Here is a 22,542-nt window from a genome sequence, read left to right on the forward strand (position 1 = left end):
CGCTCCTCAGTTCAGCCGGGTTTCGACGTGCAGCGTCGCGGTGTTGCGCCAGATGTTGGTGCCCCCGCCCGCGTCGCTCTCGGACATCAGGATCCTGCGCGCCGCACCCTCGTTCGCCGGGCTCACGACCAGCAGGCCGGGGCGCAGGTTGATCTTCCGGTCGTAGGCCCCGCGCATCGACAGCATCGCCTGGCGGGCCGCGGCGTAGTTGTCGGCGGTGAGCGGCGCGCGGCTCGCGTGGATCAGCTGCCAGGCGCCGAACCCTGCGGCGCAGCGACGCTTCACGCCCCACAGGAATTCATCGTGGTGGAAGACGTTGTCGTCGTTCAGGTTCGTCTTGGCCGTGATCTTCGGCGCCTCGCGATCCTGGAAGATCATCGGCTTGATCGCCCGGGTGTCGTCGATCAGGAACCAGACCGGCGACGAGCCCGCGGTCATGTTCGAGACGCTGCGCTCGACGCCGAACTCGTCGAGGACGGGATGGTCGGTGTCGAAGAAGAACTGGCCGTCGTAGTGGGTGGTGTCGAACCCTTTCAGCAGGTGATCGAACACCAGCTCGTCGGGCAGTTCGGCCGCAGTCTGGGCGAAGTCGGCCACCATCGGCGTGTAGAGCCCGATCTGATCGTCGGCGATGTCGTCGGCCGAGACCGCAATCGTGTTCTCGAAGCGCCGGTTGGTGATCGTGAACCCCTCACGGTCCAGGCGCTGGATGTGACGCTCGCCCACCCACTCGCGCATGCCCTTGATGTCGGACAGCCGGGGATAGGCCTGATGGCCGGTGGTCGAGGCCACCTTCATGGCGATCTTCTGCCAGGTGGTCGGCGTGTCGTTCAGGGTGGTGTTGAAGGTGGTGGTGAAGGCCGTGTCGAGGGCGCGCAACGCGGCGCTGTTCATCTTCATGGCGGGTCCTTTCAGACGATTTCGACGGCAACGCCGCCGGGGGTGACATCCAGGCACCGCCCGGCGACGAGCGTGCCGGTCGCGCCGACGGTCTCGTCGTCCACGACGAACACGTTCTTGCCGATGTGGGTGCGGTTCACGGTGCCGTTGTTGCGGATCAGCCAGCAGCCGCGCGCGGTCTCGACCGAGATCGCGCCAGCCACGCCGCCGGTGTTGTCGGCTTCCTCACGCGCCACGCCGCGCATGACCGGCGAGGCCGGCAGGGCCGGGACGGCGTTGCCGGCGGCATCCAGCGCGACCAGTGCGCCGCGGAAGATGTGCGCCCCGGCCGCGACCGGGTTGCCGAAGAATGCCGCCGGGTGGTTGACCTCGAGCGGCATGCGGTTTTCGTCCTTGGCCATCAGGCTTCACCTTTCCGGGTCGCGAGGAAGCGGGCGGGGTCGACGCCGGTCACGGCGCAGATCTGGCGCTCGGTCGGGGTCAGCTCGTCGGCATCCCCCGCGGGCGCCGCGCCCTCGAGCTGCCGCTCGCCGCCGACGATCACCGGCGCGCTGGCGGCGAAGGCCTCGAACGCCTCGAGATCACGCGACGCGAGCTGCCGGCCCCAGCCTTCCATGGCGGGCGTCAGCTTCCCGGCCTTCTTGGCCGCATCGATCGCGGCTTCGACCGACTTGGCGCTGACCTCGCCCTGAAGCGCGGCCAGCTGCCGGGTCACCTCGTCGAGCGCGACCTTCGGCACATAGCGGGTGGGGTCGGGCTCGTCGCCCGCCCGGGCGCAAAGCTGCCGGACCCCCTCATCGGAGAGGTCGGACACGCCGGCGGCGTCCATGACCGAGGCGAGCACGGTGGCGTTGCGCTCACCCTGTTCCTTCGACGCGGCGATCGACGCGAGGATCGCGTCCACGCCGGCGTCCTCGCCGAGGCCCAGAGCCGCGGCGATCTTCTTGATGTCATCCATCTGGATGTCCTCTTGCTGGGATGCGAGTTGCCGCAGCTGCGGCAGGGCGGGGTTGTTGACGAGGCCGGCCCCTTCGATCAGCACGACCTTGCGGCCGCGCGTCTTGAACACCGGGGAAACGAAGCGATAGGCGCGGTCCCGCAAGGCGCGGGCGCCCTCGGGCGTCCACTCGACGGCGGCCATGATCCGGTCGCCTTCCTGCTCGAGGCCGGTGATCCAGCCCGCGGCCGACGAGCGGCGCTCACCGCCACCGTGGATGCCGTGGCCGAAATCGACGCACATCTGCCCGCCGGGCGCCGCGGCCAGCGAGGCCGAGATCACCTCGGCGGCGTCGTCGATGGAGAATTCGCCCCGCCGGTCGGCCGTCCGGAATGCGCCGGTCGGGATCAGCTCGATGCGCGACGGCGCATCGGCCGAGACCTCGGCGGTCAGGGCAGCGGTGTGGCGTTCGAGGGTGTCGGTCATGGGTCGGTCCGCAGATGCTGATCTGCGATCCGTGTAAGGGTGACCGGGGGGCCTCAGGCGGGGGAAGAGGTTCCCCGGCCGCGTCTCTGCGCCTGCCAACCGGGGGTGTGGCGCGGGATGGTGTTCAAAACCGCCGGAGCGCCTTCAAAAACGGGTTCGTGGCATTTCCGGGTCCACGGACAGCCTCGGGGGCGACGAGGGCCCTCTACGGCGATTTTTGAGGGGGGTCCACCAGCAGCGTGTCGAACAGCCCGGCAAGGCTCGAGAACAGGTCGTTCTGCCGACCGGTCACGTCCCAGAAGTAGTCGAGGCGCTCGTGCCGCTCAAGCCAGAGCAGACGCACATGCTCGACAACCTTCCGCCGCTCGTCCGCCGGCAGCTTCGCCAAGGCAAGCTGCACCGGATCAGAAGCCAATCGAACCTCGAACTGATCGAGCAGGCCGCCCAGGCTGTCGGCCGGGCTGCCGCGCAGATGCACGGCAAACACGCTGCCCCCCGGGGTGATGGTGATCGCGCCCGCGAGCCCCTCGTCGGTCAGCGTCAGAAGCTCCTCACGGCTGAAGCTTCGTTCACTGGGGACCGCGCGGATGAAATCCAGCCCCGCCGTGTCGAGAGTGGGAGGGGGCAACTGCTCAGGCGATGCGGCGGGCGCTTCGGTGGCGCCGCGCACCTCGCCGTCGGGCGCGACATAGGCGCCCCGCGCCCGCCCGTCGCGGAGAGCGTCCAGACGCAGCTGGGTGCCGAGGCCGACGAGCTCGGGATGGTTCGGCGGCCCGGACAGACCCTCCATGCGCCTGGTCATGTCGAGCCAGATCATCCCGGGGTTCACGTCAAAGCCGGGGTGGACGCCGCGGGGAATGTCCTCGGTGCGGCCCGTTCGCGCGTTCTCCCACTCGACCTCATCCAGGTCGAAGGGCGGCGAGACCGCGACCTCGCCGCGATCGACCTGCCCCTGGGTGATCTGCTCGACCCAGCAGCCGCAGAACCAACCATTTGGCGGATAGATGCGCGCCCAGACCGGATCGTCCACGGGGCGCACGAGGTTGTCGAAGCGCTTGTGCTGGAGCCGCCGGGTGGGTCGATCGATCTGGCGGTAGCGCAGATAGGGGAATGCCTTCCTGGTGCGCTCGATCTGTGCCCAGCGGCCCGCCGCGGCCGCCGTGCGCATGTTGGTGTCGAAGATCGTCCGGAGCCGGTGCATCGAGCCCAGCTGCACATCGCGCACCTCGCCGGTCAGCGGGTCGGTCATCGTGCTGCGCCCCCACCAGCCGGCGGCGCGCAGCTGCGGCTCGAGTTCGTCGGCAAAGTCGCGAAAGCTGCGGCCCTCACCCTGGGCCTTCAGGATGGCGTCCCGGAACAGGGTCGCCACGTCGTCCTGCATGGCCTTGGCGACGACGAAGCTTGCCGCATGCTGGCCGCGCCAGACGTCGCGATAGTCGAACCGCGCGTCCGCCGGCGCCAGTCCCTTCGACCGGAAGTACGCCATCGCCTCCGCGGGCGGCAGCGGGGCAAGGCGAACGTCGGTCATTTGAGATCGGCCCCCATGTCGGCCGCCATCCGTGCGCCGAAGATCGCGCGCGCGAGCAGCTCGCGCAGATCGGCGTCAGGGGCGCGTGCCTCGAACCGGGCAACGAGTTCCAGCGCGGCCTCGGGGCTCTCGGCAGACCGGATGCCCTCGAGCAGCTCGTCGAGGAGGCCGTCCATGCGTTGCTGCATCCCGCCGCCGTCGATCATCTCGTCGATGGCGGCGGTGATCGCATCTTCATGCGCGTCGTCCGCCGACCGCGCGGCCAGCTCGCGGCGCCCCGGCGACGGCAGGGCCAGCGGCCGCTCGGGCGCCGGGATGGCCGGGCCCCCGGGTCTGATCATCACCGGCGGGGCGGGGCTGAAGGCCAGCACCTCCTCACCCTCGGAGGGCTCGCGCAGCGCGAAAGCCCTGTAGATGTCGGCATGTGCGATCCGCAGTCCGGCCGGACCGGCGATCTCCATCAGCTTGAGCAGCTGCTCGGGATCGACCCGCTCGGGCGGCTCGAAGCGGATCACGGGGACGGGTGTGCCGGGCGGGAAGTTGAGCTGGGTCAGCGGCGTCGCCACGTCGCGCATCAGCGTCGCGGCGAGGTCATCGGCGTCGGCGTCGCGGATGTCGCCGCGCACCTCCTCGTGGATCTTGCCCACTGCATGCCCGCCGGCGATGGCGTCGGTGGTCGCGACCTGGCCGAGCACGCCCTTGGAGATCTGCTCGTCCCAGTACCGCGCCGTCCGCTCATAGAGCTCCTGCGTCCCTGAGACGGCGGTGGTGATGATGTCGACCAGCATGTTGTTGGGGATGATCGCGGCCATGTCGGTGCCCATCGACCGCACCGCCCGAAGCAGCGTGGCCTTGTCCTGCGCGCTGGCGAGCGCCGGGTCGTATTTGCCGATCCGCAGCGGGTGCCCGTAGGCTTCCGTGAAGATCGCCCAGTCGCGGATGGTGAAGTGCTTGAACATGAAGCCCCAGGCCGCAAGCCGGGCGAGCCCGCCCCGGATCGGCAGTCCCGATTTGGCCTCCGCGAAGTGCACCACGAACTTCCACGGACGGAGCTCCTCGCCGCCCGCAAGGCCGCGCAGCCTCAGCTGGCGCCCGGTGAGCTGGTCGAACTCGAACCAGCGCGGGTCCACACGCTCGATCCCGGCGATGGTCCAGCGCGGGCCGGATCGATCCCAGATCAATTCGCTGACCGAGTAGCCCTTGCCGATCGCGTCGAGGATGCCGATCAGACTGGTCCGGACGGCGGGCCCGTGCAACGCATCGCGCACCAGGTCGGCCGCCTCCTGGGCGCCCGTGTCGTCCTCGGCACCCGGCTCGACCTTGAGCTCGAGGCTGCGGATCGCGCGCTTCCGGACGCCCAGCACCGCCGCGTAGTGCAGGTCCTTCTCTTCCATCTGCTCGGCCAGTTCGAGATAGGCGGTGGCATCGCCCGTCTCCGCTGAGTGCAGGATCGCTGCGAGGCGCAGCGGTTCCAGGCCCTCGGCAGGATGCCCGGTGGCGATCTGGCGGACCGATCCGAGCGTCGGCACCGCCTGCTCGGTCTCCAGCTCGTCCTTCGTCGGCGCCCGAAGCGGCCGTCCATAGCGATCCACCAGCATCACCAGATCCCCCGTCGCCGAATTCCCGGCTCATCGTCGTCATCGTCCAGACCTGCCGCGAAACGCGAGCGCGCCGAAGGCACGGCGGTGTAATCGTAGGTCGCGGGCACCTCGCGCGCGGCCGATGCGGCCAGTGCGCCGGCCCAGAACCGGTCGGCATGGCCGTCGCTGTCGCCGTCGGCCACGAGGCGGCGGGTGCCGGTGACACCGACCACGCTCTTGACCGAATGCAGATCGGCCCGCAGCACGGGATCGCCGGCGGGCAACCGCAGCTTGCGGTCCTGCAGCGCCTCCTTCAGCGCCGTCGCCATGTCGAGTTTGGCGGCCGCGCTGAAGAGCACGCCTTCGACCCGCAGCTCGCCATGGCGCCGCTTGGCGTCCTCGACGGGCTTTTCGCCCATGCCGGTCTGGTCCATGCGCAGCCGCACGACCCGGTAGCGGCGCATCACGTCATCGAGCAGCGCGTCCTGCTCGGCGAAGCTGATCCGGCGGCGGGCGATGATCTCGCGCGTCCAGAGCACGTCGCCCACCAGCTCGTCCACCCAGATCACGAACAGGTCGTTGCGCGCGGCGATGTCGACGCCGACATAGCAGAGCCCGCCCTGGTAGCCGGCCGGGTCGCCCGCCGCCTCCGCCTCCGCGGCCGAGATCAGGTCGTAGTCGAGCCAGGCCGAGGCCTCGTCGAGCCACTTGAGCTCGTACTCCTGCGCCCATGCGTCCTCGTCGGACATGCCCCGGCGGAGCATGTCGATGTCGCGGTCGAGCCCCTGGCTCACCGCCTGGTAGATATCGACGACGTGCCGGGACCAGACACTGTCCTCGGCCGTCATCAGCTCGTAGAACTTGTTGCCCTTGCCGTTCGGCGTACTGATCACCCGCAGCTTCTGGCCGCCGCGCGAGATCACAGGAAAGAGCGCGGCCCAGATCTCGCGGGACTTCGCGTGGAAGGCGAACTCGTCGAGGATCACGTTGGCCGAGAAGCCGCGGGCGGTGTCAGGGTTCGCCGGCAGCGCGGTGATCCGGCTGCCGTTCGGGAAGGTGACCTCGAGCGCCTTGTAGGTCGCGTCCGGGCCGCTCTCCTGCGGGGCCCGGAATTCGCCCTCGGAAAACCGCGGTTCGCCCCCCTTCAACAGGGTGTTGTAGGCGGCATAGAAGGCCTGCGTGAACGGCTTGATGACCTCGGTCATCATCTCGGCCGCCTGCCGCTCCCCCCGAGACAGGATCACCCAACGCGCGCGCCGTCCGTCCACCCAGGCGCGGAAGCAGTCGTCGACGCACTCGCCGCCCGTCGAGAAGGTCTTGCCGGTCTGGCGGCTGAACATCCCGATCTTGAACCGGCTCTGGTCGGCGATCCAGCGCCGCTGATAGGGCAGGAAATTGACGACCGGCGCGAAGGGGACGCTCATGCTGCGTCCTCCAGTTCGGCGGCTTCCGCCGCGAGCACCTGGTCGGCGAACCCGCGCAACCACGTCAGTTCGGCCTCCAGCCGCTCGATCTCGTCCGCGCCGCGCCGCAGGGACCGGCAAAGGCCGGTCAACATCGTCCCCTGCAGGTGGCGCCCCTCCAGCGCGTTCGCCTGCATCCGCAAGTCGTGTGCGATCTGCGCGCTGCTCGCCATCACGCGAACCCCATGATCGCGCGGGCCTTGGCCGCGGCCTCGGCGTCGATGTCGCCGGCGGCGACCGCGGCGTCGAGGCGCTCGGATTGGAGCTTGCGCTCGGCCGCGAGCATGGTCTGGCGGATGCCGGCCGATGCCATGATGTCCTTCAGCATCTTGCCGATGAAGTGCAGGTCCTTCGGATCGATGTCCGCGCCGTCGTCCATCATGCGCGCCTCCATCGCCCGGAACGCGAGCGCGGTGACCATCTGGAACAGCACGTTGTGGCGCTTGGCCTCCTCCTCCAGACCGTTCTCCAGCATCCAGCCCTGCGCCCAGGCGCTGGCCGTCTCCTGAGTGCGGACGAACTGGTGATACTCCTGGCCGAACCGGTGGACCGTGGCGTGGTGGAACGACACGACCTTGCCGGCGTCGGCAAGCTTGTCGTTCAGCTCCTCGGTGATCGCCACGTAATCGGCAAACCCCCGTGCGCGCAGGGTGTCCTGAAGCCACTCCCGGATCTCGGCCGGGAGGCTGTCGATCTTCTTCGGGGGCGGCATCAGACCCTCGGGCGCGGACGCTGGACGCCCGGGTGCTGCGCGAGCCCGCGCGCAACCTCGGTGCCGCGCGCGGTGGCGGTCACGACGATGAACTCGGCCGCGGGGTCGAAGCGCGCCAGCCCCTGCTCGCGCAGCCACGCGAGGTCCGCACTCAGCTGGTCGGACGTGCAGGGCAGGCCCAGACCGATCAGCACGCCCTGGAGGATCGAGGCGTTGCTGACATATTCGGGGCTGCCCTCCAGGTGGCGCAGGATGGCGAGCCGGCGGTGGCCGGCGACATGTTCAGCATAGCTCATTTTGCGGCCCTGCTCATCAGATGGTCTTCCTGGCGGGTCACGACGGTTTCCAGCCGTGACATGATCTGCTGCTGCCCGCCCATCAGCGCGCGCACCTCGCGCATGTCGCCTGCCATGCGCTCGAGGGTCATGTTGACCTGGTGCAGCTCGTCCTTCTTGGGCAGGGTCTGCAGCGTCTGCTCGGCCATCGACAGCCGCGCTTCGTGCCGGTCCAGGCGGTCGTTGGCGACATCGATGCGCGTGTCGATCCGCTTCAGCTGCAGACGAACCCAGCCGATGATCGCACTGACTACCGCGAAGATGAGGCCCAGCGAGATGGTCAGGTCGAACTGGAAATTCATTTGACGGCCGCCCTGATAGCCTCTTCGAGCTTCGCCTCGGCAATGTTGCCCAGGACCTTGTCGGAGGGGTTCAGGCGCGCCAGCGCGTCGGGCACGCTTCGCTGCGCATGTGCCAGCGCGGCGATGACCGCATCGCCCGGGCCCAATCCGCGCTGCAGGGCAGCCCGAATACCGCTCATCAGCGCCGAGTGCAGCGCCTCGCGGTCCTTGGCCTCGATCTCGATGCCCCAACGCGCCTGGGCAACAGCGGCGACCTTGATCAGGAACGTCGCCAGCACGGTGCCCACGATCGTCAGGATCGCAGGCAGGACAGTGTTCAGAATGGTCAGCAGTGCGGCCGACATGGCTGTGTCTCCTCAGACGATCTCGGTGTAGGCGTCGACGATCCAGCCCTCGCGGCCGGCGTACTGGACGAGGCTCCAGGCCCGATCCCCGAAGGTCCCACCCCGGATGGCAGGGAGGACAGTCCCGTGCGGGATGGCGCCGACGACATTGTTCTCGAAGCTGGGCCAGCGACGCATGTTCAGCGTGTCGCCGGGGGCCTTGATCCGCAGCATGGTGGCGGTCGGCAGCAGCTCGGACCCCGCCTCGGCTAGCGCATCAGCGGGATCGTCTCGGCCCAGTACCCGGGCACGCAGGCCCTCGATCGGGAACAGCGGGTTCGTGTCGACCTTGCGCCCGGGCGAGATGTACCAGTGGGTGGTGATGTCGCGCAGCGACGGCACGCCGGCGAACAGCGCGGTCAGCAGGTCGAGTACCGCCTCGATCTGCTCCGGCGTGTACGCCATCCACAGTCCGGACCCGTGGGGTTTCGTCTCGACCCAGGCGAGGTTGTCCTTGTCGATGTCGAAGGTCTCGCCCCACCAGCTGATACCCTGGTACTTGCCCTTCTCGGCCAGCCTACCCGGGTTGACGATCTCGATGCCGATCGAGAAGTCGTTGCAGTCGCTGCGGCCGTGGAAGCTGCTCTTGCCGGCGTGAGCCGCGCGACGGTTCAGCGGCACCTGCTGCTCGATCGAGCCGTCACGCTCGACCACGAAGTGGACGCTGACCCCCGCCTTGTTGTCGCGCAGGTAGGCGGCGCTGTTGCCCTTCTCGAGCCGCCCGGCGGTGTCGTGCAGCACGACGATCTCGGGGGTGATCACTCCCCCGATGTTGCGGGCGGCCTTGTACGGCACACCCTCCATCCTCTGGTTCTTGACGCGCATGAGTCGCTCCGGTTGTCCGGGCGACCCTACGGGCGAAGGATCAGGGGATCGGCGGGGAAGCAGTTCCCGCGGTCAGAACAACGGCAACTGGTCGTCCGCGGCGGTGCGTTCGGCGCGAAGAGCGGCGCGCAGCATGACGACCCAGCGCCGGGTGACGCCATGAGCTCGCGCCAGATCATTCGCGCTGCGGGTCGGTTCGGTCAATCCCGCCTCGAGGATGTCGGCGACGAGCCGCGCGGATTTTGCCGACCGGGCGGTCGAGGTGTCGTTCGGGATGTCGATGTCCTCGCCAGCGAAGCGGGAGGCGAGCCACCTGGCCACGTCCGCCCCGACCTCACCCGCGAGCTTGGAGTTGCCGGCCGACGCCATGTGAGGGATCGGCCGGCGCTGACCCCCGGCGTTGGCGACGAGCCGAAGCCGGGCCGGCAAACCCAGATCAGCCTCGAGCTCGTCGATCCAGCCAGCGGTCGTCATCAGTCTCGCCCGTGATCATGAGGGATGCCCGCGCGCCGGCACCAATCCTTGAGCGCACGGGTCACCGCGTTGATCTGCGCGGGCTCGCGCAAGCCGTCGACGTCGATCGGCTCAGCGCCCCAGGACGCGCCAAAGCGCGCGCGGATGAAGGCGTTGAGGCCGGACCGCCCAGGCTGGCGTGTCTCACCGGCATCCGAGAGCAGCCGCCACAGGACGTGGAGGTAGCGGACGTCAGCCCGCTCTGCCCGGGGACGCTGTCCAGCGGTCGGCCGGAAGCCCAGCCGCCGCAGCTCCTGGACCACGCCCTCCTGTTCGTTGCTGGTCATGAGCCGCAGAGAGCGCTTACCCGTCACGCGCTCATAGAGGTCGCGTCGATCGCCCTCGTCGGCGATCCCGACGGCCCGAAGCCCGGCATAGATGGCTCGGACGGTGCTCATCACAGCCGCTCGAACTTGCGGTAGCTGGCCGCTTCGAGCCCGACGTCGCGTTGCGCCTCGAGCTGGTCGGCCTTGTCGCGCAGGGCGGAGATCGCCTCGTCCCAGCTGCATCCGCCCTGCAGCGCCGGCCGCAGGATGCGATCCAGCTCATGCCAGAACCACTTCGCGGACGACGACCGCTCCATCAGGCTGCGCCCCTGAGGTCGGTCTCGTAGGGCTCGACCACGAAGTCTTCGCCGTCCGAGCCGATGCTCACGCCCTTGATCGCCGTGGCTGTCGCCCGGTCCTCGAGCATCGCGTCCTTGTTGACCTCGGTCTTGGTGCGCAGGAAGCGATCGCCGAGGCCGGCCTTGCGGATGGCCTCGATCACGTCCTCGATCTTCTTGAGCGTCACCTTGGCCGGCCGCAGCCGCCAGGAGACCTTGCCGGTCGAGAACTCGGCGTACTTGACCTTGCCCCCGGTGAGGCGCGCGCGGTTGACCTCGCAGAACATCTGCAATCCCTCGGTCAGCGCGGCGATCCTGGTGTTGATGGGGGCGACGAGGGCGCCGTAACGCTCCTGAAGGGCCGCGATCTGGTCATTCATCTCGGCCTGCAACCGCAGCGCCTCTCGCTGACGATCGCCGATCTCGCGGATCGCCTCGCGCGCCTCGGTGTCGTCGGCAGGGATCGGCAGGGCCGGCACCGCCTTCGTCTTCACTTTCTTCGCCATCATCGTCTCCTTCGGGGTCAAGCGTCGTGCCGGGCGTGGCCGGTCAGGGCGAGCAGCTCCTCGGCACCCTCGGTCAGCTCGGCGATCAGCATGTGCAGGGTGGCGCGCGGCCGGTCTGTCTCGATTGACATCCCCACCAGCACCAGCTGCACAGCCTCGTGCAGCGCAGCGCGCAGCCCTCTGTCGTCGGCCGCGGCCATGGCGAGGCGCGCACCGGCCTCCATCACCGCCGGCCCGAACTCCGGGTGCTCGGGATCGCCTGGCAGCGACAGCACGCGCTGCATGTCGTCGACGGTCATCATTCGATCTCCTCCTTGCGATAGCGGCCGCACCCGCGGCAGGCGCGGAACATGCGAGCGTTCTGGTTGTTGCCGGTCCGGAGCCGGTCGGCTCGCAGCTGCCAGCGGCGGCAGGCCAGCGGGGCGATATCCCCCAGCACCGGGCAGGCGATCGTCTGGCGTTCGAACTCGCCCCGGCAGATCTCGGCAATACGCTCGACGTCTCCGGGGTACTTGTTGGCCAGTACCGACGAGACGAGGGACGCACTCACGCCGAGCCGCTGGGCCACGCGGTTCTGGCTCGCCTTCGCGCAGGCCTCTGCAAGCGCGATCACCCAGCTCGGGACGTTCGCGCCCCAGGCGGCACGGGCCTTGGCGACGTGATCGACCGGGCTCATGGGCGGACCCGACGCTCGAGGACGCGGAACGAGCCCTCGTTGGGGTCGTAAATGGCCGGCACCCGCACGAGCCGGGGCGGGAACGGCCCCGGTCGACCCTTGATGGTGTAGACGGCGGCGCGGTGCCCGGGGCGGCCCTTGGAAGCCACCGCGAGGTATCCCGCTTCCGCGAGCGTCGAGCAGTACTTCTGGATGTCGGCGACGGTCAGCGGCGTCGCATCGGTATTGGCTGTCAGATGGACGTCAGCCGCCGCGAACCGGCGCAGCGTCCGCATCGTGCGCCACATCGCAAATTCGGGCCGACGGCTCTCCCGGGCGTAGACCGACTGATCGTCGGTCGGCGGCGCGCTGGCCTTCCAGACCGTCGTCTGGCCCTCCTGCCCGGCCTCGGCGATCAACCCCTCAGCCTGCCACTCGCGGATCACCTTGCGGGCCCATTCGGGCGACATGCCCGTGGCCGTCGCCAGCTCGGTCGCCGTGAAGCCGTCACGGTCAGCGACCTGCAGCCATGCTGCCTGCCGCTGCTCGTCGGCCAGCGCAGTCTTCTTTGCGCCCTGCCCGCTCATGCCGCGTACCCCCGGGCAAGCGGCGCGTCGCCAGTGTAGAACGGCATGTTGCCCCAGTCGGCCATGCCGACGCGGTCGCGTCCGATGCGACGGCTGATCTCGTCGACCTCGTCGAGGTTGACCACCAGCCGCCTGGCGCTCCCGTTGCTGTTGACCTTGATCGCCTTGACCAGTTCCGGCTCGATGTCGATGCCCGGAGCCCGGATCGTGCGCAGGAGCTCGAAGTCCCTGTCGTCGGCCAACTCCGCCGAGACCCACGACCTGATGCGCCCATGGACCCGCTCCCACCGCTTCAGCTTCTGCGGCAGCAGCTCCTCTCCGATGAGGATGACCGGAACCTCGGACATCTCGTAGAGGTCGCGGACGATCTCGATCATCCCCTTCTTGACCAAGAAATCCGCCTCGTCGATCAGCAGCGGCAGGCTGTCGGCCGCGAGTGCCTCGGCGATCCGGTCGACCATGTCTGCGGCGGTGCCGCGGGCGGGCAAGCCGAGCTCGTCGAGGATCGCCTCGCAGAGCCGCTTGTGCGTCCAGACGCTCTTCATCTGGACGTGGACCGCGCGCGTGGAGTTCACCGCGAACGACGAGGCCATGGACTTCCCGAGGCCCGAGAAGCCGTAGAAGCAGCCCATCCCGGGGACACCGTCGCCCCGGTTCTGCAACCTGTCGATCAGCGCCAGCATCCGGCTCACGTTGCGAAGCGGCGCCAAGGTCTTTTTTTCTTCTCTCTGCTCTGTCATCCTTGCCTCCATCGTTCAGTCGATCGGCGCGGTTGGCCTGTGAAATCAGCCGCGCCGCCTTATCCCCGCAGTCCCTGCCCAAGTTGCTCGGCGAGCAGCTTCTGCGCCCGGTAGTCGGGATGCGTCTGGTAGCCGCGCAGCCAGCGCGCCTGGTCTGCGGTCAGTGCCTCGCCGCGGGCGAGCGACGCCTCGAACTCCAGCGCCCGTGCGAACAGGTCACGCTCGTCCTCGACACGCGCGCCGCGCGCCGAGCGGTGGCGCGTGAGAGAGGTCACCACCTCCTCCACGGGCCGATCGTCCTCTGCCGCTACCCGGCTGACGCGCGCAGCGCGCTTGTGGGGGGCCGGCATCTCCACCACCCGGGCCGGCGGCGGCGCCGGCGCCGGGGGCATCGCCCCCATCGCGCCGGCAGCGACCTCGGCGGCGTTCAGGCGGCGATGAGCCTCCAGCTGCGCCCGCGTCGCCTTCGTGAAGTTGGTCCGGGCCCGCTTGATCTCCTTCGCGCCCTCGGCGCTGAAGAACCCGACCTTCTCCTGGCACGGCGCGAAACCGAGGTAGGCGCCGGACAGGGCGTAGATGTGCAGCCCGTCCCACAGCGCATCTGCGTCGAACCGCGCCACCACGGTCGCGCCCAGGTGCTCGTGCAGCCACTCGTCGAAATAGGCGTTGCCCATGAAGCTGATGCGGCCGTTGGTGCGACTGACCGAGACGCCCCGCGCGCCCATCAGCCACAGCCGCCGCTGCTCTGCCGTGGCCTTGCGGATCGGCGCGCGGGCATAGCTCTCGGCAAACACGTCGTCGAAGGACCGGCCGAAGGCCACCTCGGTCCGGCGGTCCGGCCGGGCGTTGTGCGCAGCGATCTCTGCATCGACGAGCGCCCGGAACTCCTCGAACTCGAGCGCGCGGCTGGCGTAGTTCTCGGGCTTCGCGTCCGGGCTGTTGCCGGTGTAGGCGCCCTCACAGGCGGGGTGCTTGGCGACCCGGTCGCAGAGGTCGCGGAACGCCCGTTCAATGGGCTTTGACTGGCCGCTGTACGGGGTGGCCCAATGGACCTCGCAGCCGAGCGTGGTGAGCAGCCCGGGGATGTCCTCTTCGGTCACCTTGAACCGGAACCGGGTCGGGGTGCCGCCGGTGATGGTCTTGGCCGCGAACTCGCGCCCGTTGTCGAGCAGCGCATGTTTTGGGATGCCCCAGTGCTCGATCAGGTCGCCCAGGCAGAGCTGAACGGTCTGGCTGTTGGCGCTGTGGCTGAGCCGCCAGGCGAGGATCTTGCCCGAGAACAGATCCTGGAAGGCGACCATCTGCGGACGGACCACCTGCTCGCCGTCGGGCGTCTGCATGCGCACGAACACGTCGAAGCGGTGATAGTCGCCGCAGATCGCCTCGAGGGCGTGGAGCCCCGAGCGATCCCGGATCTGGGCAGGATAGAGCCGCTTGAGCGCGTCAACGCCCTTGCGCGCCAGAACCTCCATCGCCGTCGAGGTGGTCCGCTGGTACCAGCGTCGCGCCGTGTGGAGCGCCGGCACCGGCACGCCCTCCTTCGCGGCCCAGCGCCGGGTCCGCTCGTAGCACGAGGTGAAGCTCGGCTGCGCGAGGCGCAGATAGTCGGATTTCAGGCGGTCACCGAAATCGGGATCGACGATCACCGTCCCGCCGGTCGGACCGCGGCGGTGACGCGGAGCCAGATAGGCCAGCCAGTCCTCGGGCGGGATGCCCCGCACCATGTCCAGCCAGTTCCAGATCGATCGCGCAGATACGTCGTGGCGCTTGGCGATGTCGCGCACGGCTGCATCCCGACGACTTCCGCTGCGGACCAGCGCCTCGACGACCTGAACCACCTCAAGCCGCTGCCGCGCCCGCGCGGCGGCCTGTTCGCCCAGCTGCTCGAACTCCGCCCAGACTTCGTCCCGCGCGCGGACAGGTTTCACGACCTCTTCGGCGCCAGTGATGGCCAAACGCACCCGCGCCCGCGCGGGCAGCACCGACCAGTGGTACTCCAGGCCGCCGCCTCGCGCGGCCCGCTTTCTGGACTTGCCGGGCGCATTGGCCCAGCCCAGCCGCAGCGCCATGTCGTTGACCCGGCGTTTGGTGGTCGGCAGGTCGGGCAGGCCGGACGCCGCCAACTCTGCCGCCGTCCACCACTCCTGCGGGGGTCCGCTGCGGCTCATTCTCCGGCACCCCCGTCAAACGGCAGCGCACGGTTCAGGAAGAACGCCTTGTCGCCGTGCCTCACGCTTTCCTCGGCGACCAGGACAGCCAGTTCGTCGAAGTTCGCTGCGACGAAGCGACGGCGGGCAGCCTTGCTGGTTCGTGCCCACCGGTCATGCAGCGCCGCGAACTCGGCATCCTCGGGGGACACGGGAGCCGGCGGGTTCTCGCGGTGGAACCATGCCTTGCGGGCCGCCGCCGCGCTTTTGGCCTCGCCGGTCGCCAGCTGACGCACCACCTCGTAGCGCTCGGGCGCCTCGCCGATGGCGCTGATCGCCTGCAGATCGGCCAGCGTGACCGGACGCGGCGCCAGCCGCAGCTGCTGCACCTCGTCGGGTCCGAGCCGGGCGCCCGCCGCGGTCATCCGCCGGACATGGCGCTCGGACAGGCCGAACTTCTCGGCGGTGCTGCCTACAAAACTAGCAACGGACATCATGTCCGCCGCTGAACCTTGACGCGCAAGGCCGCCGGCGACACCCGCCCTCGTCTCCGGGTGCAGCCGCTCGTAGACCGCCTTCCGCGTCGCCAGGAACACCGCCGTGTCGAGCGCATTCAGCTCCGCGCCCGCCAGGTTGCCGTCGATCTCCATCAGCGCCGCCTGGTCGCCCGTGCATTCGAACACCCGCACCGGGACTTCGCCGTGACCGAGCCGTCGCGCCGCCTCGAGCCGGTGCGCGCCATCCAGAAGCTCGTAGACCAGCCCGCTGCCCTGCACCTGCCGCTGCCGCACCGTCAGCGGCGTCACGATCTGGCCCAGCTCGCCCACCGAGGCGAGGATCGCCTCGACCCCGGCCTCGCTGACGGGGCGCAGGCGACGATCGGCGCGGATCTCCGCGACCGGAAGGGTGGTCTTGCTCTGGATCAGGGTCGGCTCGGGCATGATCGTCTCGCGTGGTCTCGTTGAATGTCAGCTGCGCCGCCCGAAGCGGGCTTTGCCGGGAGAAGGCCCCCAGGCATCATGGTCGGCCGTCTGGCGGCGGCACTCTGTGCACAGGCGGTTGTGGATGCCTTCGCTGCGGAAAACCCGGCGGCAGCACATGCAGGGGCGTTCCTTGGCGCGATCATGCGGGGCACGGGTCAGCGCATCGGCCTTGGCCTCTGCGCGATCGCGGTGTGCGTACCGCGCCGCGACGTATCCCGAGGGGTCGAGCACCTTGTAGGTGCCGTCCTCGCGCCGGACCGAAAATCCGCTCACGACAGCACCCCCGCAACCACGAACAGCAGGTAGCCGCCCGCAAAGAGGCAGACGGCGCCCAATGCGTCGCCGATCCAGCTGTCGTCGAGCGCCCGCGCGGCGCGCAGCATGCGCCGTCCGGGTGAAACCCGCGCCTCGGGGCGGGGAGTGGCAGCTACCGCCGCCCCGAGGTCGGCCCTGTCCCCGGCGGGGGAGCGCCGGGTGAGGGATGGGCTGGATGCCGGTGCCGGCCCCTCGGGCCGCGCGATCTCGGGGGCCATCAGGCCGGGCCGCGCCGCGACCTCGGCATCGTATTCGGACGTGATCAGCCTGTGGAGCTGGCTCGTGATCAGGTTCCGGGTCCGCGCGAGGTGATCCTTGGCCCGCGCTCCGCCGAGCGAGCAGAGCAGCTCGCCGATCAGCTCGACACGCTGCCGCTCGGGCAGTGCCTCGACGGCCGCCCGCGCCGCGTAGACGGGGTCAAGGCGGCGCGCCAATCGCGCTCTCACCTCGGCCATGGTCTCGATGGACGAGACCGGGGCGTCGTCGCAGTCGATCTGCTGCGCGCCGGTCAGAGCCTGGCGGCGCTGGCGGGCGACCCGCGCGGCGCGATCGGCCGCGGTCTCGAGTTGCATGGGGCTCACGCTTCAACCTCTCTTGAAAGGGTGGTGATGGCCGCTGGAACAGACGCATCCTCGGCACCGGCGGCGGCCGACCGGCGGGCGAGGTCGGGCGGCTCGCAGAACTCGGCGCGCATCAGGTCGCGCACCATCCAGTCCAGCCGCATGAAGGCCGCGGCCAGCTCGTCCTGGGCCGTGATGATCTCCGCGAGCCGGCGATGGCGCTCAGCTGCAGACGTAGCCATCACGCAACCCCCTTCCGGAGGTCTTCAGCATGGGTCTTGAAGCGGGCCAGATAGCCCGCGCGGACGACCTCGGGGCCTGCCGCGGTGATCAGCTTGGCCAGCAGGGCGCGCCCTTTGGGGCCCTTGGCGACACCGAACGTCGCATTTCTCGCGATGCTCGGGGCGACGCCGTTTTCGGCGCACCAGACCTCGAAGCTGCCACCGGTGGCCCGGAACGCGCCCACGATTGCCTCGTGGAGCATCACGCCCGGCTGGAAGGGGAAGGATTTTTCTGCCATCTTGCCTCGCAAGGCGTCTCCGCGCCGTTACAAGGCAAGATATGGTTCAAAATCTTGAACTCGTCAACAACTAAGGTCCAAGATTTTGACCGCGGGCGCCGCATTCTTGCGGAACGCGAACGGCTGGGCCTGTCACAGCCTGCGTTCGCTGAGCGAGGAGGCGTCTCTAAGGGTTCTCAGATCCTTTACGAGAAGGGTAAGGCCCCAACCGCTGACTATCTTGCGGCAATAGCCCAACACGGCGCGGATGTGTCTTTCATCTTGACTGGGAAAACGCCGTCCGACCGCCTTGCTGCGCTGACCGCCGACGCACTCCACGTCGCCGACGACTTTGCCAGCATCCCGATCCACGACGCGTTCCTCGCCGCGGGGTATTCGGCGCAAAACGACACCGAGGCAGTGATCGGCCACCTCGCGTTCCGTCGCGACTGGCTCGACCGCATGGGCATCGCGGCCGACAAGGCGCGGATCGCCCGGGTCCGCGGCGACAGCATGGCACCCACCCTGCACGACGACGACATGGTGTTGATCGACACCGGCTCGCGCGAGGTCGCGGTGCGCAAACGCGGCCCCGAGGATCGGCGCCTGCCCCCGATCTATGCCGTGAACACAGCCGACGGACCGAGGATCAAGCGCGTGGAGCGACCCGAGACCGGCCAGATGCAGCTGCTGTCCGACAACAACGAATTCCCGGTCGAAGTCCTGACCGGCGACCGCCTCAAGCGCGCCGAGATCATCGGTCGGGTGGTCTGGTGGGGGCACACGGTGAGGGAGTGAAGCATGAGCGATAAGGATAAGTGCGGACAGATTGATAAGAGCCAGCGCCCAATCGCTGACAGGTCGCCGGTCGCTCCAGCAGCGACCAAGCCTCAACCTAAGGACTGATATTATGAGCCGAATCCGGGTCGGCGATAGCCAGCGTCCCGCGCCGTCGAAGCCCTCGACAGGTTCTACCGCCCCATCTAAACCGCAACCGAAGGACTGACCATGGCGGACAGCGACCGCACGGAACGCCAGCTCGGCAGCAAGCAGCCAAACGGCGAGCAGGTCAGCACTCCCTCGCATCGGCCCACCGGAGACTTCTCCATGAGGCCGTCAGCCGAAACAGTCGTCGTGCGGCAGTTGGCTACGGCGCCGGCGAAGCCCAAGGAGAAGGACTAGGCCCTGCGGGTTATATCGATCCGCTCGATATCTGCGGCCTTGAAGAAAGACAGTTCGAAGCCGTTCTCGCCTTCGGGATTGCAATCCTGCCAAGCCTCGCCCTGTTTGCGCAGTGCGGTAATGTACATCGCGACTGAGCCATCTTCGCCCCAGAGACAGGGCCCTAGTGGTGCGTCATTAAAACGGGCGAGATCGTCGCAAAGGTAAGACTTGCCGGACTTCAGCACCACGACGAGCTGTGTGGGGCCACGCAGGTCCTCGGCCAGCATCGACCGCCAGACATCGGCGTGGCCATCGTGATCGACCAGCTTTGCCTCTCTCAGGGTTTTGCGCAGCCAACACGAGAGCCAGCGACGCCAGACGATTGCGAGGCAAAGCGTGCCGAGGGTCGCCAACACAGATCCGGATAAGGAGTATGTTCCCGCCAGCGTCGCGAGCAGCGCGGAAATAAGCCTCGCCAGCGTGGCAAAGACAACGACCAGAAAAGTCTCGTCGAAGGTCTTGTGATGGCTGTTCCTGCCGACGAAGGCGATGCGATAGGCGACATAGCCTGTCGCGAACAACCATAAGAAATCATAGGGCAGCGTGGTAAACGTCTCGGGCGCGAGCATGCGTTCCTCCTGCTAGCCGCCGCAATTTGCCACAGGTTGACAAGATTGAGAATCCGTAGCCGGCGTGCAATTGCGCGATGTTCACTTTTTGTTCTACAATGCGCGTCGGGAACTACGGGTACCGCCATGCTTACACCGATCACCTCAACCTCTCCGGTAGCGCCTTGGCTGGGCGGCAAGCGCAACCTCGCACGCCGCATCTGCGCGATCCTCGACGCCTCCCCCTGCATCACCTACGCCGAGCCCTTCGTCGGCATGGGGGGCATCTTCCTGCGCCGCTCCGCCCGGCCGCGGGCCGAGGTGATCAACGACCGTGCGAGAGACATCGCCAACCTGTTCCGCATCCTCCAGCGCCATTACCCGCAGTTTCTCGAAACCCTGCGCTTCCAGCTCACCACCCGAGCCGAGTTCGAGCGCCTGGTGGCGGTGGACCCAGACACCCTCACTGACCTCGAGCGGGCTGGGAGGTTCCTGTACCTTCAGCGGACCGCCTTCGGCGGAAAGGTCAGCGGCCGGAATTTTGGGGTCACCCGCGAAAGGCCTGGCCGCTTTAACCTCACCACCCTTGAGCCGATGCTCGAAGATCTGCACAGCCGCCTGGCCGGCGTGGTGATCGAGTGCCTCGACTGGTCAGCGTTCATCCCCCGTTATGACAGCCCCGACACCCTGTTTTACCTCGATCCGCCCTACTGGGGCTGCGAGGCGGATTACGGGCGTCAGCTGTTCTGCCGCGACGACTTCCAGCGGCTCGCCGCCGTTCTCGCGGGTATCCGTGGCCGGTTTCTGCTCTCGCTCAACGACGTGCCGGAGGTCCGCGAGCTGTTCGGGGCCTTTGCCCTCGAAGAGGTCCGCACGACCTACACGATTGGCGGCGCCCGCAAGGAGCCGGCAGGGTCGCGCGCCGAGCTGCTGATCAGCAATTTCCGCTGATGGTTCGTCGCAGCACTGCACAGGCCAAGATCGATGAGGGAGCGTTCCCTGTCCGGCTGCGAGTGGCCAGACCACAGACGACCTGTTCGCCTTCCTGACCTGCCCGCCAAATGCCGAGGTTGCCGCCGTTCACCCTAAGGCAATGCCTGTCATTCTCACCGCCCAAGAGGAGTGGGAGGTGTGGATGACGCAGCCATTTGAACTTGCAGTCCACCTTCAGAGGCCGCTGCCTGACGGGGCGCTTTCGCTTGTCGAAAGCCCTGTATGAGCCTGGAAATCGCGTCCCACTTAGTCCAAGCGCCTGCCGCACACTTATGCTGGTCAGCCCGCTGTAATTGCTGCATAAATCGCTAAGTGGGACGCTCGATCCCTAAGTGGGCGGGCAGCGTCCCACTTAGGATGGCATTGGAGCGTCAGTTCCGGAGCGCCTGGCACCGGCTACTACCCCGATTGAACCAGCATTGAAGGGGTTTTCACGCGGTTCTCTCGCGCTTCCGCTTCGGCCTAACCCGTGCCGGTTCAGAGGTCGAAACCAGCCGAGATCGCCACTTTCTGCAAACTTCACCGCTGGTCCGCTAGAGGCTCCCATCAACCCCTCTCGGGCCCGCTTTTCCTGGCCCTTCGCAGCTCTTCGCTGATCTCCGCGGCTCTTCGCAGGTCTCTGCAAGATCAGGTGTCACCTAACAACGTCACCCGCCAGCAGGCGACCTATGTCTTGCGCCCCCGCATTCCGACGGTGGCAGGGGCCGGGTCGCTCCAGGTCATCCTGTGCACGACCGCCCCCCGCGCGGCCCGACGGATCGCCACCATTTTCACGCTGCGATCGTCCGCGGAATTCGACGACATGATAGAACGACGGCTCACCCCCGCCGAGGCAAAGTCCCTGCTGGACGGGGTGGTGCGCGACGAACTCGAGCCGGCCGGCGCCTATTGCGCGGTGAGAGTCGGGCGGCCTACGGATGACGAAGCCACCGAGCGCCGCGAGGACATGGCCCACGGGCTGGCGCTGCGGTTGTTGGCCGATGGTGGCATAGGTGCCCAGCTGACGGACACGGCACGGCAGCGGCTGGCGGTTGACGGCTACGACGCACCGCTGATCGAACACGTTGGCCGGTGCCTCGATCTTCAGCGCACGGTCGAGGAAACGCCGGCCGTCACGGCGACGTTGACGCGGCGGCTGACCGGGCTTCTGGGCGAGCCGCCAAGTGAGCTTATGCTGCGGGAGGCGCGACGCTTGCCGATGTGGGGGCGGAGCGCGGCGCCGATGGCGACCGACAAGCTCGCAGCCCAGGAGTCCGACCTGGCCGCCGAGGCGGTCGAAAATTTGCTCTCTGCCGTTTCTGAGGTCGGTACCGCGGCTCGTGGCCTCAACCATAGGTCCAACTCTGACCAGGACCGATATCCGGCCGCATCCGTTCATGGATCCTTTTCGCGGAAAGGGATCTGTCCCGTAAAGGTCTCTGCCGAACCCGACCCAAAGGACCGTAGGATCCTGAAGGGACCTGTCCTTCAGGACCTGCCCGCCTACAATCCCGATCTCGTTGCTGTGGCGCGCAGCATGGCAGGGCGCAAGCAGACCCGCGGCCGCGTGGCCGACCGCACCGCCCACCAGATCGGGGCGACCGCCAGGCTCTTCAGCGAGGCCGCCGGCATCCGCGATGTTCGCGAGGTCACCCAAGCGCGCCTTGCCCGCTTCATCGAGGCTATGGCGCAGCTGCCGCCGCTCTATCGCAAAGCGCCGTCGAGCGGAGCATGACGCTCGGCCAGATCATCGCGAACGCTAGCCGGGTCGGAAAGTCGCAGGGACTGTCGCCGGCGACCGTGAACCGCAACCTCGGCTTCCGCGGCCAGATCCTCAAGCACGCGCGGCTGCAGGAGATAGAGGTCAGCGATCGGCTTGATCTTACCAACCTCCGCGAGGTCGACGCGCGGGACGCCCGCGATGCCGTCCTGCCATTCAGCCAGGAGGACCTCCGGCGCCTCTTTCGTTCGCCGGTCTGGACGGGGTCACGCTCGCCGTCGCGGCGGCTGGAGCCCGGGACGGAGATTATCCGCGACGGTCTCTACTGGCTGCCGCTGCTCGCTGCCTATACCGGGGCGCGCTGGTTCGGGTTGTCGGGGATCAGCGTGTCGAGCGAGGCCTCGATGCGCGCCGGGTCGTCGAAGAACGGCCGGGTCGGGGCCTTGTCGCGGTTCGACAGCGGCAGGACGTCGAAGAGCCGGCGGATCTCGGTCAGCGCCTCGACGTCGTTGTCGAAC

General features: G+C 68.3%; 31 protein-coding genes and 1 pseudogene. 4 read left to right on the forward strand and 28 right to left on the reverse strand.

Annotated elements, in window-relative coordinates; translation table 11 throughout:
* Positions 1 to 6 precede the first annotated feature (6 nt).
* From BLW17_RS14935 to BLW17_RS15055, 26 genes are all read right to left on the reverse strand, one after another.
* Positions 7 to 900 carry a Mu-like prophage major head subunit gpT family protein gene (locus BLW17_RS14935; RefSeq protein WP_036731618.1) on the reverse strand — a complete coding sequence of 298 codons (894 nt, stop codon included), beginning with the start codon at positions 898 to 900 and terminating at the stop codon, positions 7 to 9.
* A gap of 11 nt (positions 901 to 911) precedes the next feature.
* Entirely contained in the window at positions 912 to 1,301 is a 390-nt protein-coding gene (locus tag BLW17_RS14940) for a hypothetical protein (protein WP_036701235.1), read from the reverse strand.
* Positions 1,301 to 2,323 (reverse strand): phage protease, encoded by a 1,023-nt coding sequence (locus BLW17_RS14945; RefSeq protein WP_036731616.1) that lies wholly within the window; start codon positions 2,321 to 2,323, stop codon positions 1,301 to 1,303. The genes BLW17_RS14940 and BLW17_RS14945 overlap by 1 nt, the downstream gene beginning before the upstream one ends.
* A 205-nt stretch (positions 2,324 to 2,528) precedes the next feature.
* The gene (locus BLW17_RS14950; RefSeq protein WP_052176226.1) at positions 2,529 to 3,851 is read right to left on the reverse strand and encodes a phage head morphogenesis protein; all 1,323 of its coding nucleotides are present in this window, start codon (positions 3,849 to 3,851) and stop codon (positions 2,529 to 2,531) included.
* A complete protein-coding gene (locus BLW17_RS14955) occupies positions 3,848 to 5,449 on the reverse strand; it encodes a DUF935 domain-containing protein (protein WP_036731614.1) in 1,602 nt (533 codons plus the stop codon). The genes BLW17_RS14950 and BLW17_RS14955 overlap by 4 nt, the downstream gene beginning before the upstream one ends.
* Positions 5,449 to 6,855: a terminase large subunit domain-containing protein gene (locus BLW17_RS14960; RefSeq protein WP_081969069.1), complete on the reverse strand. Its 1,407-nt coding sequence runs from the start codon at positions 6,853 to 6,855 to the stop codon at positions 5,449 to 5,451. Before BLW17_RS14960 ends, BLW17_RS14955 begins: the two co-directional genes overlap by 1 nt.
* Positions 6,852 to 7,067: a hypothetical protein gene (locus BLW17_RS14965; protein ID WP_036731612.1), complete on the reverse strand. Its 216-nt coding sequence runs from the start codon at positions 7,065 to 7,067 to the stop codon at positions 6,852 to 6,854. The genes BLW17_RS14960 and BLW17_RS14965 overlap by 4 nt, the downstream gene beginning before the upstream one ends.
* Entirely contained in the window at positions 7,067 to 7,606 is a 540-nt protein-coding gene (locus tag BLW17_RS14970; protein WP_036731610.1) for a phage protein Gp27 family protein, read from the reverse strand. The genes BLW17_RS14965 and BLW17_RS14970 overlap by 1 nt, the downstream gene beginning before the upstream one ends.
* Positions 7,606 to 7,902, reverse strand: a complete 297-nt coding sequence (locus BLW17_RS14975; protein ID WP_036707342.1) for a VpaChn25_0724 family phage protein — start codon at positions 7,900 to 7,902, stop codon at positions 7,606 to 7,608. Before BLW17_RS14975 ends, BLW17_RS14970 begins: the two co-directional genes overlap by 1 nt.
* Complete coding sequence (locus tag BLW17_RS14980) at positions 7,899 to 8,243, reverse strand: DUF2730 family protein (protein ID WP_036701220.1); 345 nt, start codon at positions 8,241 to 8,243, stop codon at positions 7,899 to 7,901. Before BLW17_RS14980 ends, BLW17_RS14975 begins: the two co-directional genes overlap by 4 nt.
* Positions 8,240 to 8,587: a hypothetical protein gene (locus BLW17_RS14985; RefSeq protein WP_074826988.1), complete on the reverse strand. Its 348-nt coding sequence runs from the start codon at positions 8,585 to 8,587 to the stop codon at positions 8,240 to 8,242. The genes BLW17_RS14980 and BLW17_RS14985 overlap by 4 nt, the downstream gene beginning before the upstream one ends.
* A gap of 12 nt (positions 8,588 to 8,599) precedes the next feature.
* The gene (locus BLW17_RS14990; protein WP_244507340.1) at positions 8,600 to 9,430 is read right to left on the reverse strand and encodes an N-acetylmuramoyl-L-alanine amidase; all 831 of its coding nucleotides are present in this window, start codon (positions 9,428 to 9,430) and stop codon (positions 8,600 to 8,602) included.
* A gap of 93 nt (positions 9,431 to 9,523) precedes the next feature.
* On the reverse strand, positions 9,524 to 9,925 hold the full coding sequence (locus tag BLW17_RS14995; RefSeq protein ID WP_036701214.1) for a Mor transcription activator family protein: 402 nt from the start codon (positions 9,923 to 9,925) through the stop codon (positions 9,524 to 9,526).
* Complete coding sequence (locus BLW17_RS15000; RefSeq protein WP_036701212.1) at positions 9,925 to 10,362, reverse strand: regulatory protein GemA; 438 nt, start codon at positions 10,360 to 10,362, stop codon at positions 9,925 to 9,927. Before BLW17_RS15000 ends, BLW17_RS14995 begins: the two co-directional genes overlap by 1 nt.
* Positions 10,362 to 10,547 (reverse strand): hypothetical protein, encoded by a 186-nt coding sequence (locus BLW17_RS15005; RefSeq protein WP_036731606.1) that lies wholly within the window; start codon positions 10,545 to 10,547, stop codon positions 10,362 to 10,364. Before BLW17_RS15005 ends, BLW17_RS15000 begins: the two co-directional genes overlap by 1 nt.
* Entirely contained in the window at positions 10,547 to 11,074 is a 528-nt protein-coding gene (locus BLW17_RS15010; RefSeq protein ID WP_036701206.1) for a host-nuclease inhibitor Gam family protein, read from the reverse strand. The genes BLW17_RS15005 and BLW17_RS15010 overlap by 1 nt, the downstream gene beginning before the upstream one ends.
* Before the next feature lie 17 nt (positions 11,075 to 11,091).
* Positions 11,092 to 11,376 (reverse strand): hypothetical protein, encoded by a 285-nt coding sequence (locus BLW17_RS15015; protein ID WP_036701205.1) that lies wholly within the window; start codon positions 11,374 to 11,376, stop codon positions 11,092 to 11,094.
* Positions 11,373 to 11,750, reverse strand: coding sequence for a hypothetical protein (locus BLW17_RS15020; protein WP_036701202.1), 378 nt, complete (start codon positions 11,748 to 11,750; stop codon positions 11,373 to 11,375). The genes BLW17_RS15015 and BLW17_RS15020 overlap by 4 nt, the downstream gene beginning before the upstream one ends.
* The gene (locus BLW17_RS15025; protein WP_052176224.1) at positions 11,747 to 12,316 is read right to left on the reverse strand and encodes a helix-turn-helix domain-containing protein; all 570 of its coding nucleotides are present in this window, start codon (positions 12,314 to 12,316) and stop codon (positions 11,747 to 11,749) included. Before BLW17_RS15025 ends, BLW17_RS15020 begins: the two co-directional genes overlap by 4 nt.
* Positions 12,313 to 13,026, reverse strand: coding sequence for an AAA family ATPase (locus tag BLW17_RS15030; RefSeq protein WP_170835618.1), 714 nt, complete (start codon positions 13,024 to 13,026; stop codon positions 12,313 to 12,315). The genes BLW17_RS15025 and BLW17_RS15030 overlap by 4 nt, the downstream gene beginning before the upstream one ends.
* Before the next feature lie 89 nt (positions 13,027 to 13,115).
* Positions 13,116 to 15,224 carry a transposase domain-containing protein gene (locus BLW17_RS15035; protein ID WP_036731602.1) on the reverse strand — a complete coding sequence of 703 codons (2,109 nt, stop codon included), beginning with the start codon at positions 15,222 to 15,224 and terminating at the stop codon, positions 13,116 to 13,118.
* Positions 15,221 to 16,144, reverse strand: a complete 924-nt coding sequence (locus BLW17_RS15040; protein WP_052176221.1) for a ParB/RepB/Spo0J family partition protein — start codon at positions 16,142 to 16,144, stop codon at positions 15,221 to 15,223. Before BLW17_RS15040 ends, BLW17_RS15035 begins: the two co-directional genes overlap by 4 nt.
* A gap of 27 nt (positions 16,145 to 16,171) precedes the next feature.
* A complete protein-coding gene (locus BLW17_RS17915) occupies positions 16,172 to 16,459 on the reverse strand; it encodes a hypothetical protein (protein WP_036731600.1) in 288 nt (95 codons plus the stop codon).
* Complete coding sequence (locus tag BLW17_RS15045; protein WP_074826991.1) at positions 16,456 to 17,082, reverse strand: hypothetical protein; 627 nt, start codon at positions 17,080 to 17,082, stop codon at positions 16,456 to 16,458. Before BLW17_RS15045 ends, BLW17_RS17915 begins: the two co-directional genes overlap by 4 nt.
* Entirely contained in the window at positions 17,079 to 17,303 is a 225-nt protein-coding gene (locus BLW17_RS15050) for a hypothetical protein (RefSeq protein ID WP_036731596.1), read from the reverse strand. The genes BLW17_RS15045 and BLW17_RS15050 overlap by 4 nt, the downstream gene beginning before the upstream one ends.
* Positions 17,303 to 17,545 (reverse strand): hypothetical protein, encoded by a 243-nt coding sequence (locus tag BLW17_RS15055; RefSeq protein ID WP_244507341.1) that lies wholly within the window; start codon positions 17,543 to 17,545, stop codon positions 17,303 to 17,305. Before BLW17_RS15055 ends, BLW17_RS15050 begins: the two co-directional genes overlap by 1 nt.
* On the opposite strand from BLW17_RS15055, the gene BLW17_RS18725 reads away from it, so the two are divergent.
* On the forward strand, positions 17,537 to 18,358 hold the full coding sequence (locus tag BLW17_RS18725; RefSeq protein WP_244507342.1) for an XRE family transcriptional regulator: 822 nt from the start codon (positions 17,537 to 17,539) through the stop codon (positions 18,356 to 18,358). The genes BLW17_RS15055 and BLW17_RS18725 overlap by 9 nt on opposite strands.
* Before the next feature lie 210 nt (positions 18,359 to 18,568).
* Positions 18,569 to 18,742, forward strand: coding sequence for a hypothetical protein (locus BLW17_RS18200; RefSeq protein WP_156116111.1), 174 nt, complete (start codon positions 18,569 to 18,571; stop codon positions 18,740 to 18,742).
* Here the strand turns inward: BLW17_RS18200 and BLW17_RS15065 are convergent.
* Positions 18,739 to 19,353, reverse strand: coding sequence for a hypothetical protein (locus BLW17_RS15065; RefSeq protein WP_036731593.1), 615 nt, complete (start codon positions 19,351 to 19,353; stop codon positions 18,739 to 18,741). The two genes, BLW17_RS18200 and BLW17_RS15065, sit on opposite strands and share 4 nt — an antisense overlap.
* Positions 19,354 to 19,479: 126 nt before the next feature.
* Between BLW17_RS15065 and BLW17_RS15070 the strand changes: the two genes are divergently transcribed.
* Positions 19,480 to 20,283, forward strand: coding sequence for a DNA adenine methylase (locus BLW17_RS15070; protein ID WP_036731591.1), 804 nt, complete (start codon positions 19,480 to 19,482; stop codon positions 20,281 to 20,283).
* A gap of 673 nt (positions 20,284 to 20,956) precedes the next feature.
* Positions 20,957 to 22,039, forward strand: coding sequence for a hypothetical protein (locus BLW17_RS15075; protein WP_036731589.1), 1,083 nt, complete (start codon positions 20,957 to 20,959; stop codon positions 22,037 to 22,039).
* Positions 22,040 to 22,388: 349 nt separating this feature from the next.
* Here the strand turns inward: BLW17_RS15075 and BLW17_RS17920 are convergent.
* Positions 22,389 to 22,542: pseudogene (locus BLW17_RS17920) on the reverse strand (methylmalonyl-CoA carboxyltransferase); the annotation flags it as partial.

This window comes from Paracoccus sanguinis, from assembly GCF_900106665.1.
Classification (GTDB): Bacteria; Pseudomonadota; Alphaproteobacteria; order Rhodobacterales; family Rhodobacteraceae; genus Paracoccus; species Paracoccus panacisoli.

What these genes read in the sequence shown, in the direction of transcription:
- BLW17_RS14935 (WP_036731618.1), bottom strand. Translation starts at nt 900, where the DNA reads ATGAAGATGAACAGCGCCGCGTTGCGCGCCCTCGACACGGCCTTCACC.
- BLW17_RS14940 (WP_036701235.1), bottom strand. Translation starts at nt 1,301, where the DNA reads ATGGCCAAGGACGAAAACCGCATGCCGCTCGAGGTCAACCACCCGGCG.
- BLW17_RS14945 (WP_036731616.1), bottom strand. Translation starts at nt 2,323, where the DNA reads ATGACCGACACCCTCGAACGCCACACCGCTGCCCTGACCGCCGAGGTC.
- BLW17_RS14950 (WP_052176226.1), bottom strand. Translation starts at nt 3,851, where the DNA reads ATGACCGACGTTCGCCTTGCCCCGCTGCCGCCCGCGGAGGCGATGGCG.
- BLW17_RS14955 (WP_036731614.1), bottom strand. Translation starts at nt 5,449, where the DNA reads ATGCTGGTGGATCGCTATGGACGGCCGCTTCGGGCGCCGACGAAGGAC.
- BLW17_RS14960 (WP_081969069.1), bottom strand. Translation starts at nt 6,855, where the DNA reads ATGAGCGTCCCCTTCGCGCCGGTCGTCAATTTCCTGCCCTATCAGCGG.
- BLW17_RS14965 (WP_036731612.1), bottom strand. Translation starts at nt 7,067, where the DNA reads ATGGCGAGCAGCGCGCAGATCGCACACGACTTGCGGATGCAGGCGAAC.
- BLW17_RS14970 (WP_036731610.1), bottom strand. Translation starts at nt 7,606, where the DNA reads ATGCCGCCCCCGAAGAAGATCGACAGCCTCCCGGCCGAGATCCGGGAG.
- BLW17_RS14975 (WP_036707342.1), bottom strand. Translation starts at nt 7,902, where the DNA reads ATGAGCTATGCTGAACATGTCGCCGGCCACCGCCGGCTCGCCATCCTG.
- BLW17_RS14980 (WP_036701220.1), bottom strand. Translation starts at nt 8,243, where the DNA reads ATGAATTTCCAGTTCGACCTGACCATCTCGCTGGGCCTCATCTTCGCG.
- BLW17_RS14985 (WP_074826988.1), bottom strand. Translation starts at nt 8,587, where the DNA reads ATGTCGGCCGCACTGCTGACCATTCTGAACACTGTCCTGCCTGCGATC.
- BLW17_RS14990 (WP_244507340.1), bottom strand. Translation starts at nt 9,430, where the DNA reads ATGGAGGGTGTGCCGTACAAGGCCGCCCGCAACATCGGGGGAGTGATC.
- BLW17_RS14995 (WP_036701214.1), bottom strand. Translation starts at nt 9,925, where the DNA reads ATGACGACCGCTGGCTGGATCGACGAGCTCGAGGCTGATCTGGGTTTG.
- BLW17_RS15000 (WP_036701212.1), bottom strand. Translation starts at nt 10,362, where the DNA reads ATGAGCACCGTCCGAGCCATCTATGCCGGGCTTCGGGCCGTCGGGATC.
- BLW17_RS15005 (WP_036731606.1), bottom strand. Translation starts at nt 10,547, where the DNA reads ATGGAGCGGTCGTCGTCCGCGAAGTGGTTCTGGCATGAGCTGGATCGC.
- BLW17_RS15010 (WP_036701206.1), bottom strand. Translation starts at nt 11,074, where the DNA reads ATGGCGAAGAAAGTGAAGACGAAGGCGGTGCCGGCCCTGCCGATCCCT.
- BLW17_RS15015 (WP_036701205.1), bottom strand. Translation starts at nt 11,376, where the DNA reads ATGATGACCGTCGACGACATGCAGCGCGTGCTGTCGCTGCCAGGCGAT.
- BLW17_RS15020 (WP_036701202.1), bottom strand. Translation starts at nt 11,750, where the DNA reads ATGAGCCCGGTCGATCACGTCGCCAAGGCCCGTGCCGCCTGGGGCGCG.
- BLW17_RS15025 (WP_052176224.1), bottom strand. Translation starts at nt 12,316, where the DNA reads ATGAGCGGGCAGGGCGCAAAGAAGACTGCGCTGGCCGACGAGCAGCGG.
- BLW17_RS15035 (WP_036731602.1), bottom strand. Translation starts at nt 15,224, where the DNA reads ATGAGCCGCAGCGGACCCCCGCAGGAGTGGTGGACGGCGGCAGAGTTG.
- BLW17_RS15040 (WP_052176221.1), bottom strand. Translation starts at nt 16,144, where the DNA reads ATGCCCGAGCCGACCCTGATCCAGAGCAAGACCACCCTTCCGGTCGCG.
- BLW17_RS15050 (WP_036731596.1), bottom strand. Translation starts at nt 17,303, where the DNA reads ATGGCTACGTCTGCAGCTGAGCGCCATCGCCGGCTCGCGGAGATCATC.
- BLW17_RS15055 (WP_244507341.1), bottom strand. Translation starts at nt 17,545, where the DNA reads ATGCTCCACGAGGCAATCGTGGGCGCGTTCCGGGCCACCGGTGGCAGC.
- BLW17_RS18200 (WP_156116111.1), top strand. Translation starts at nt 18,569, where the DNA reads ATGGCGGACAGCGACCGCACGGAACGCCAGCTCGGCAGCAAGCAGCCA.
- BLW17_RS15065 (WP_036731593.1), bottom strand. Translation starts at nt 19,353, where the DNA reads ATGCTCGCGCCCGAGACGTTTACCACGCTGCCCTATGATTTCTTATGG.
- BLW17_RS15070 (WP_036731591.1), top strand. Translation starts at nt 19,480, where the DNA reads ATGCTTACACCGATCACCTCAACCTCTCCGGTAGCGCCTTGGCTGGGC.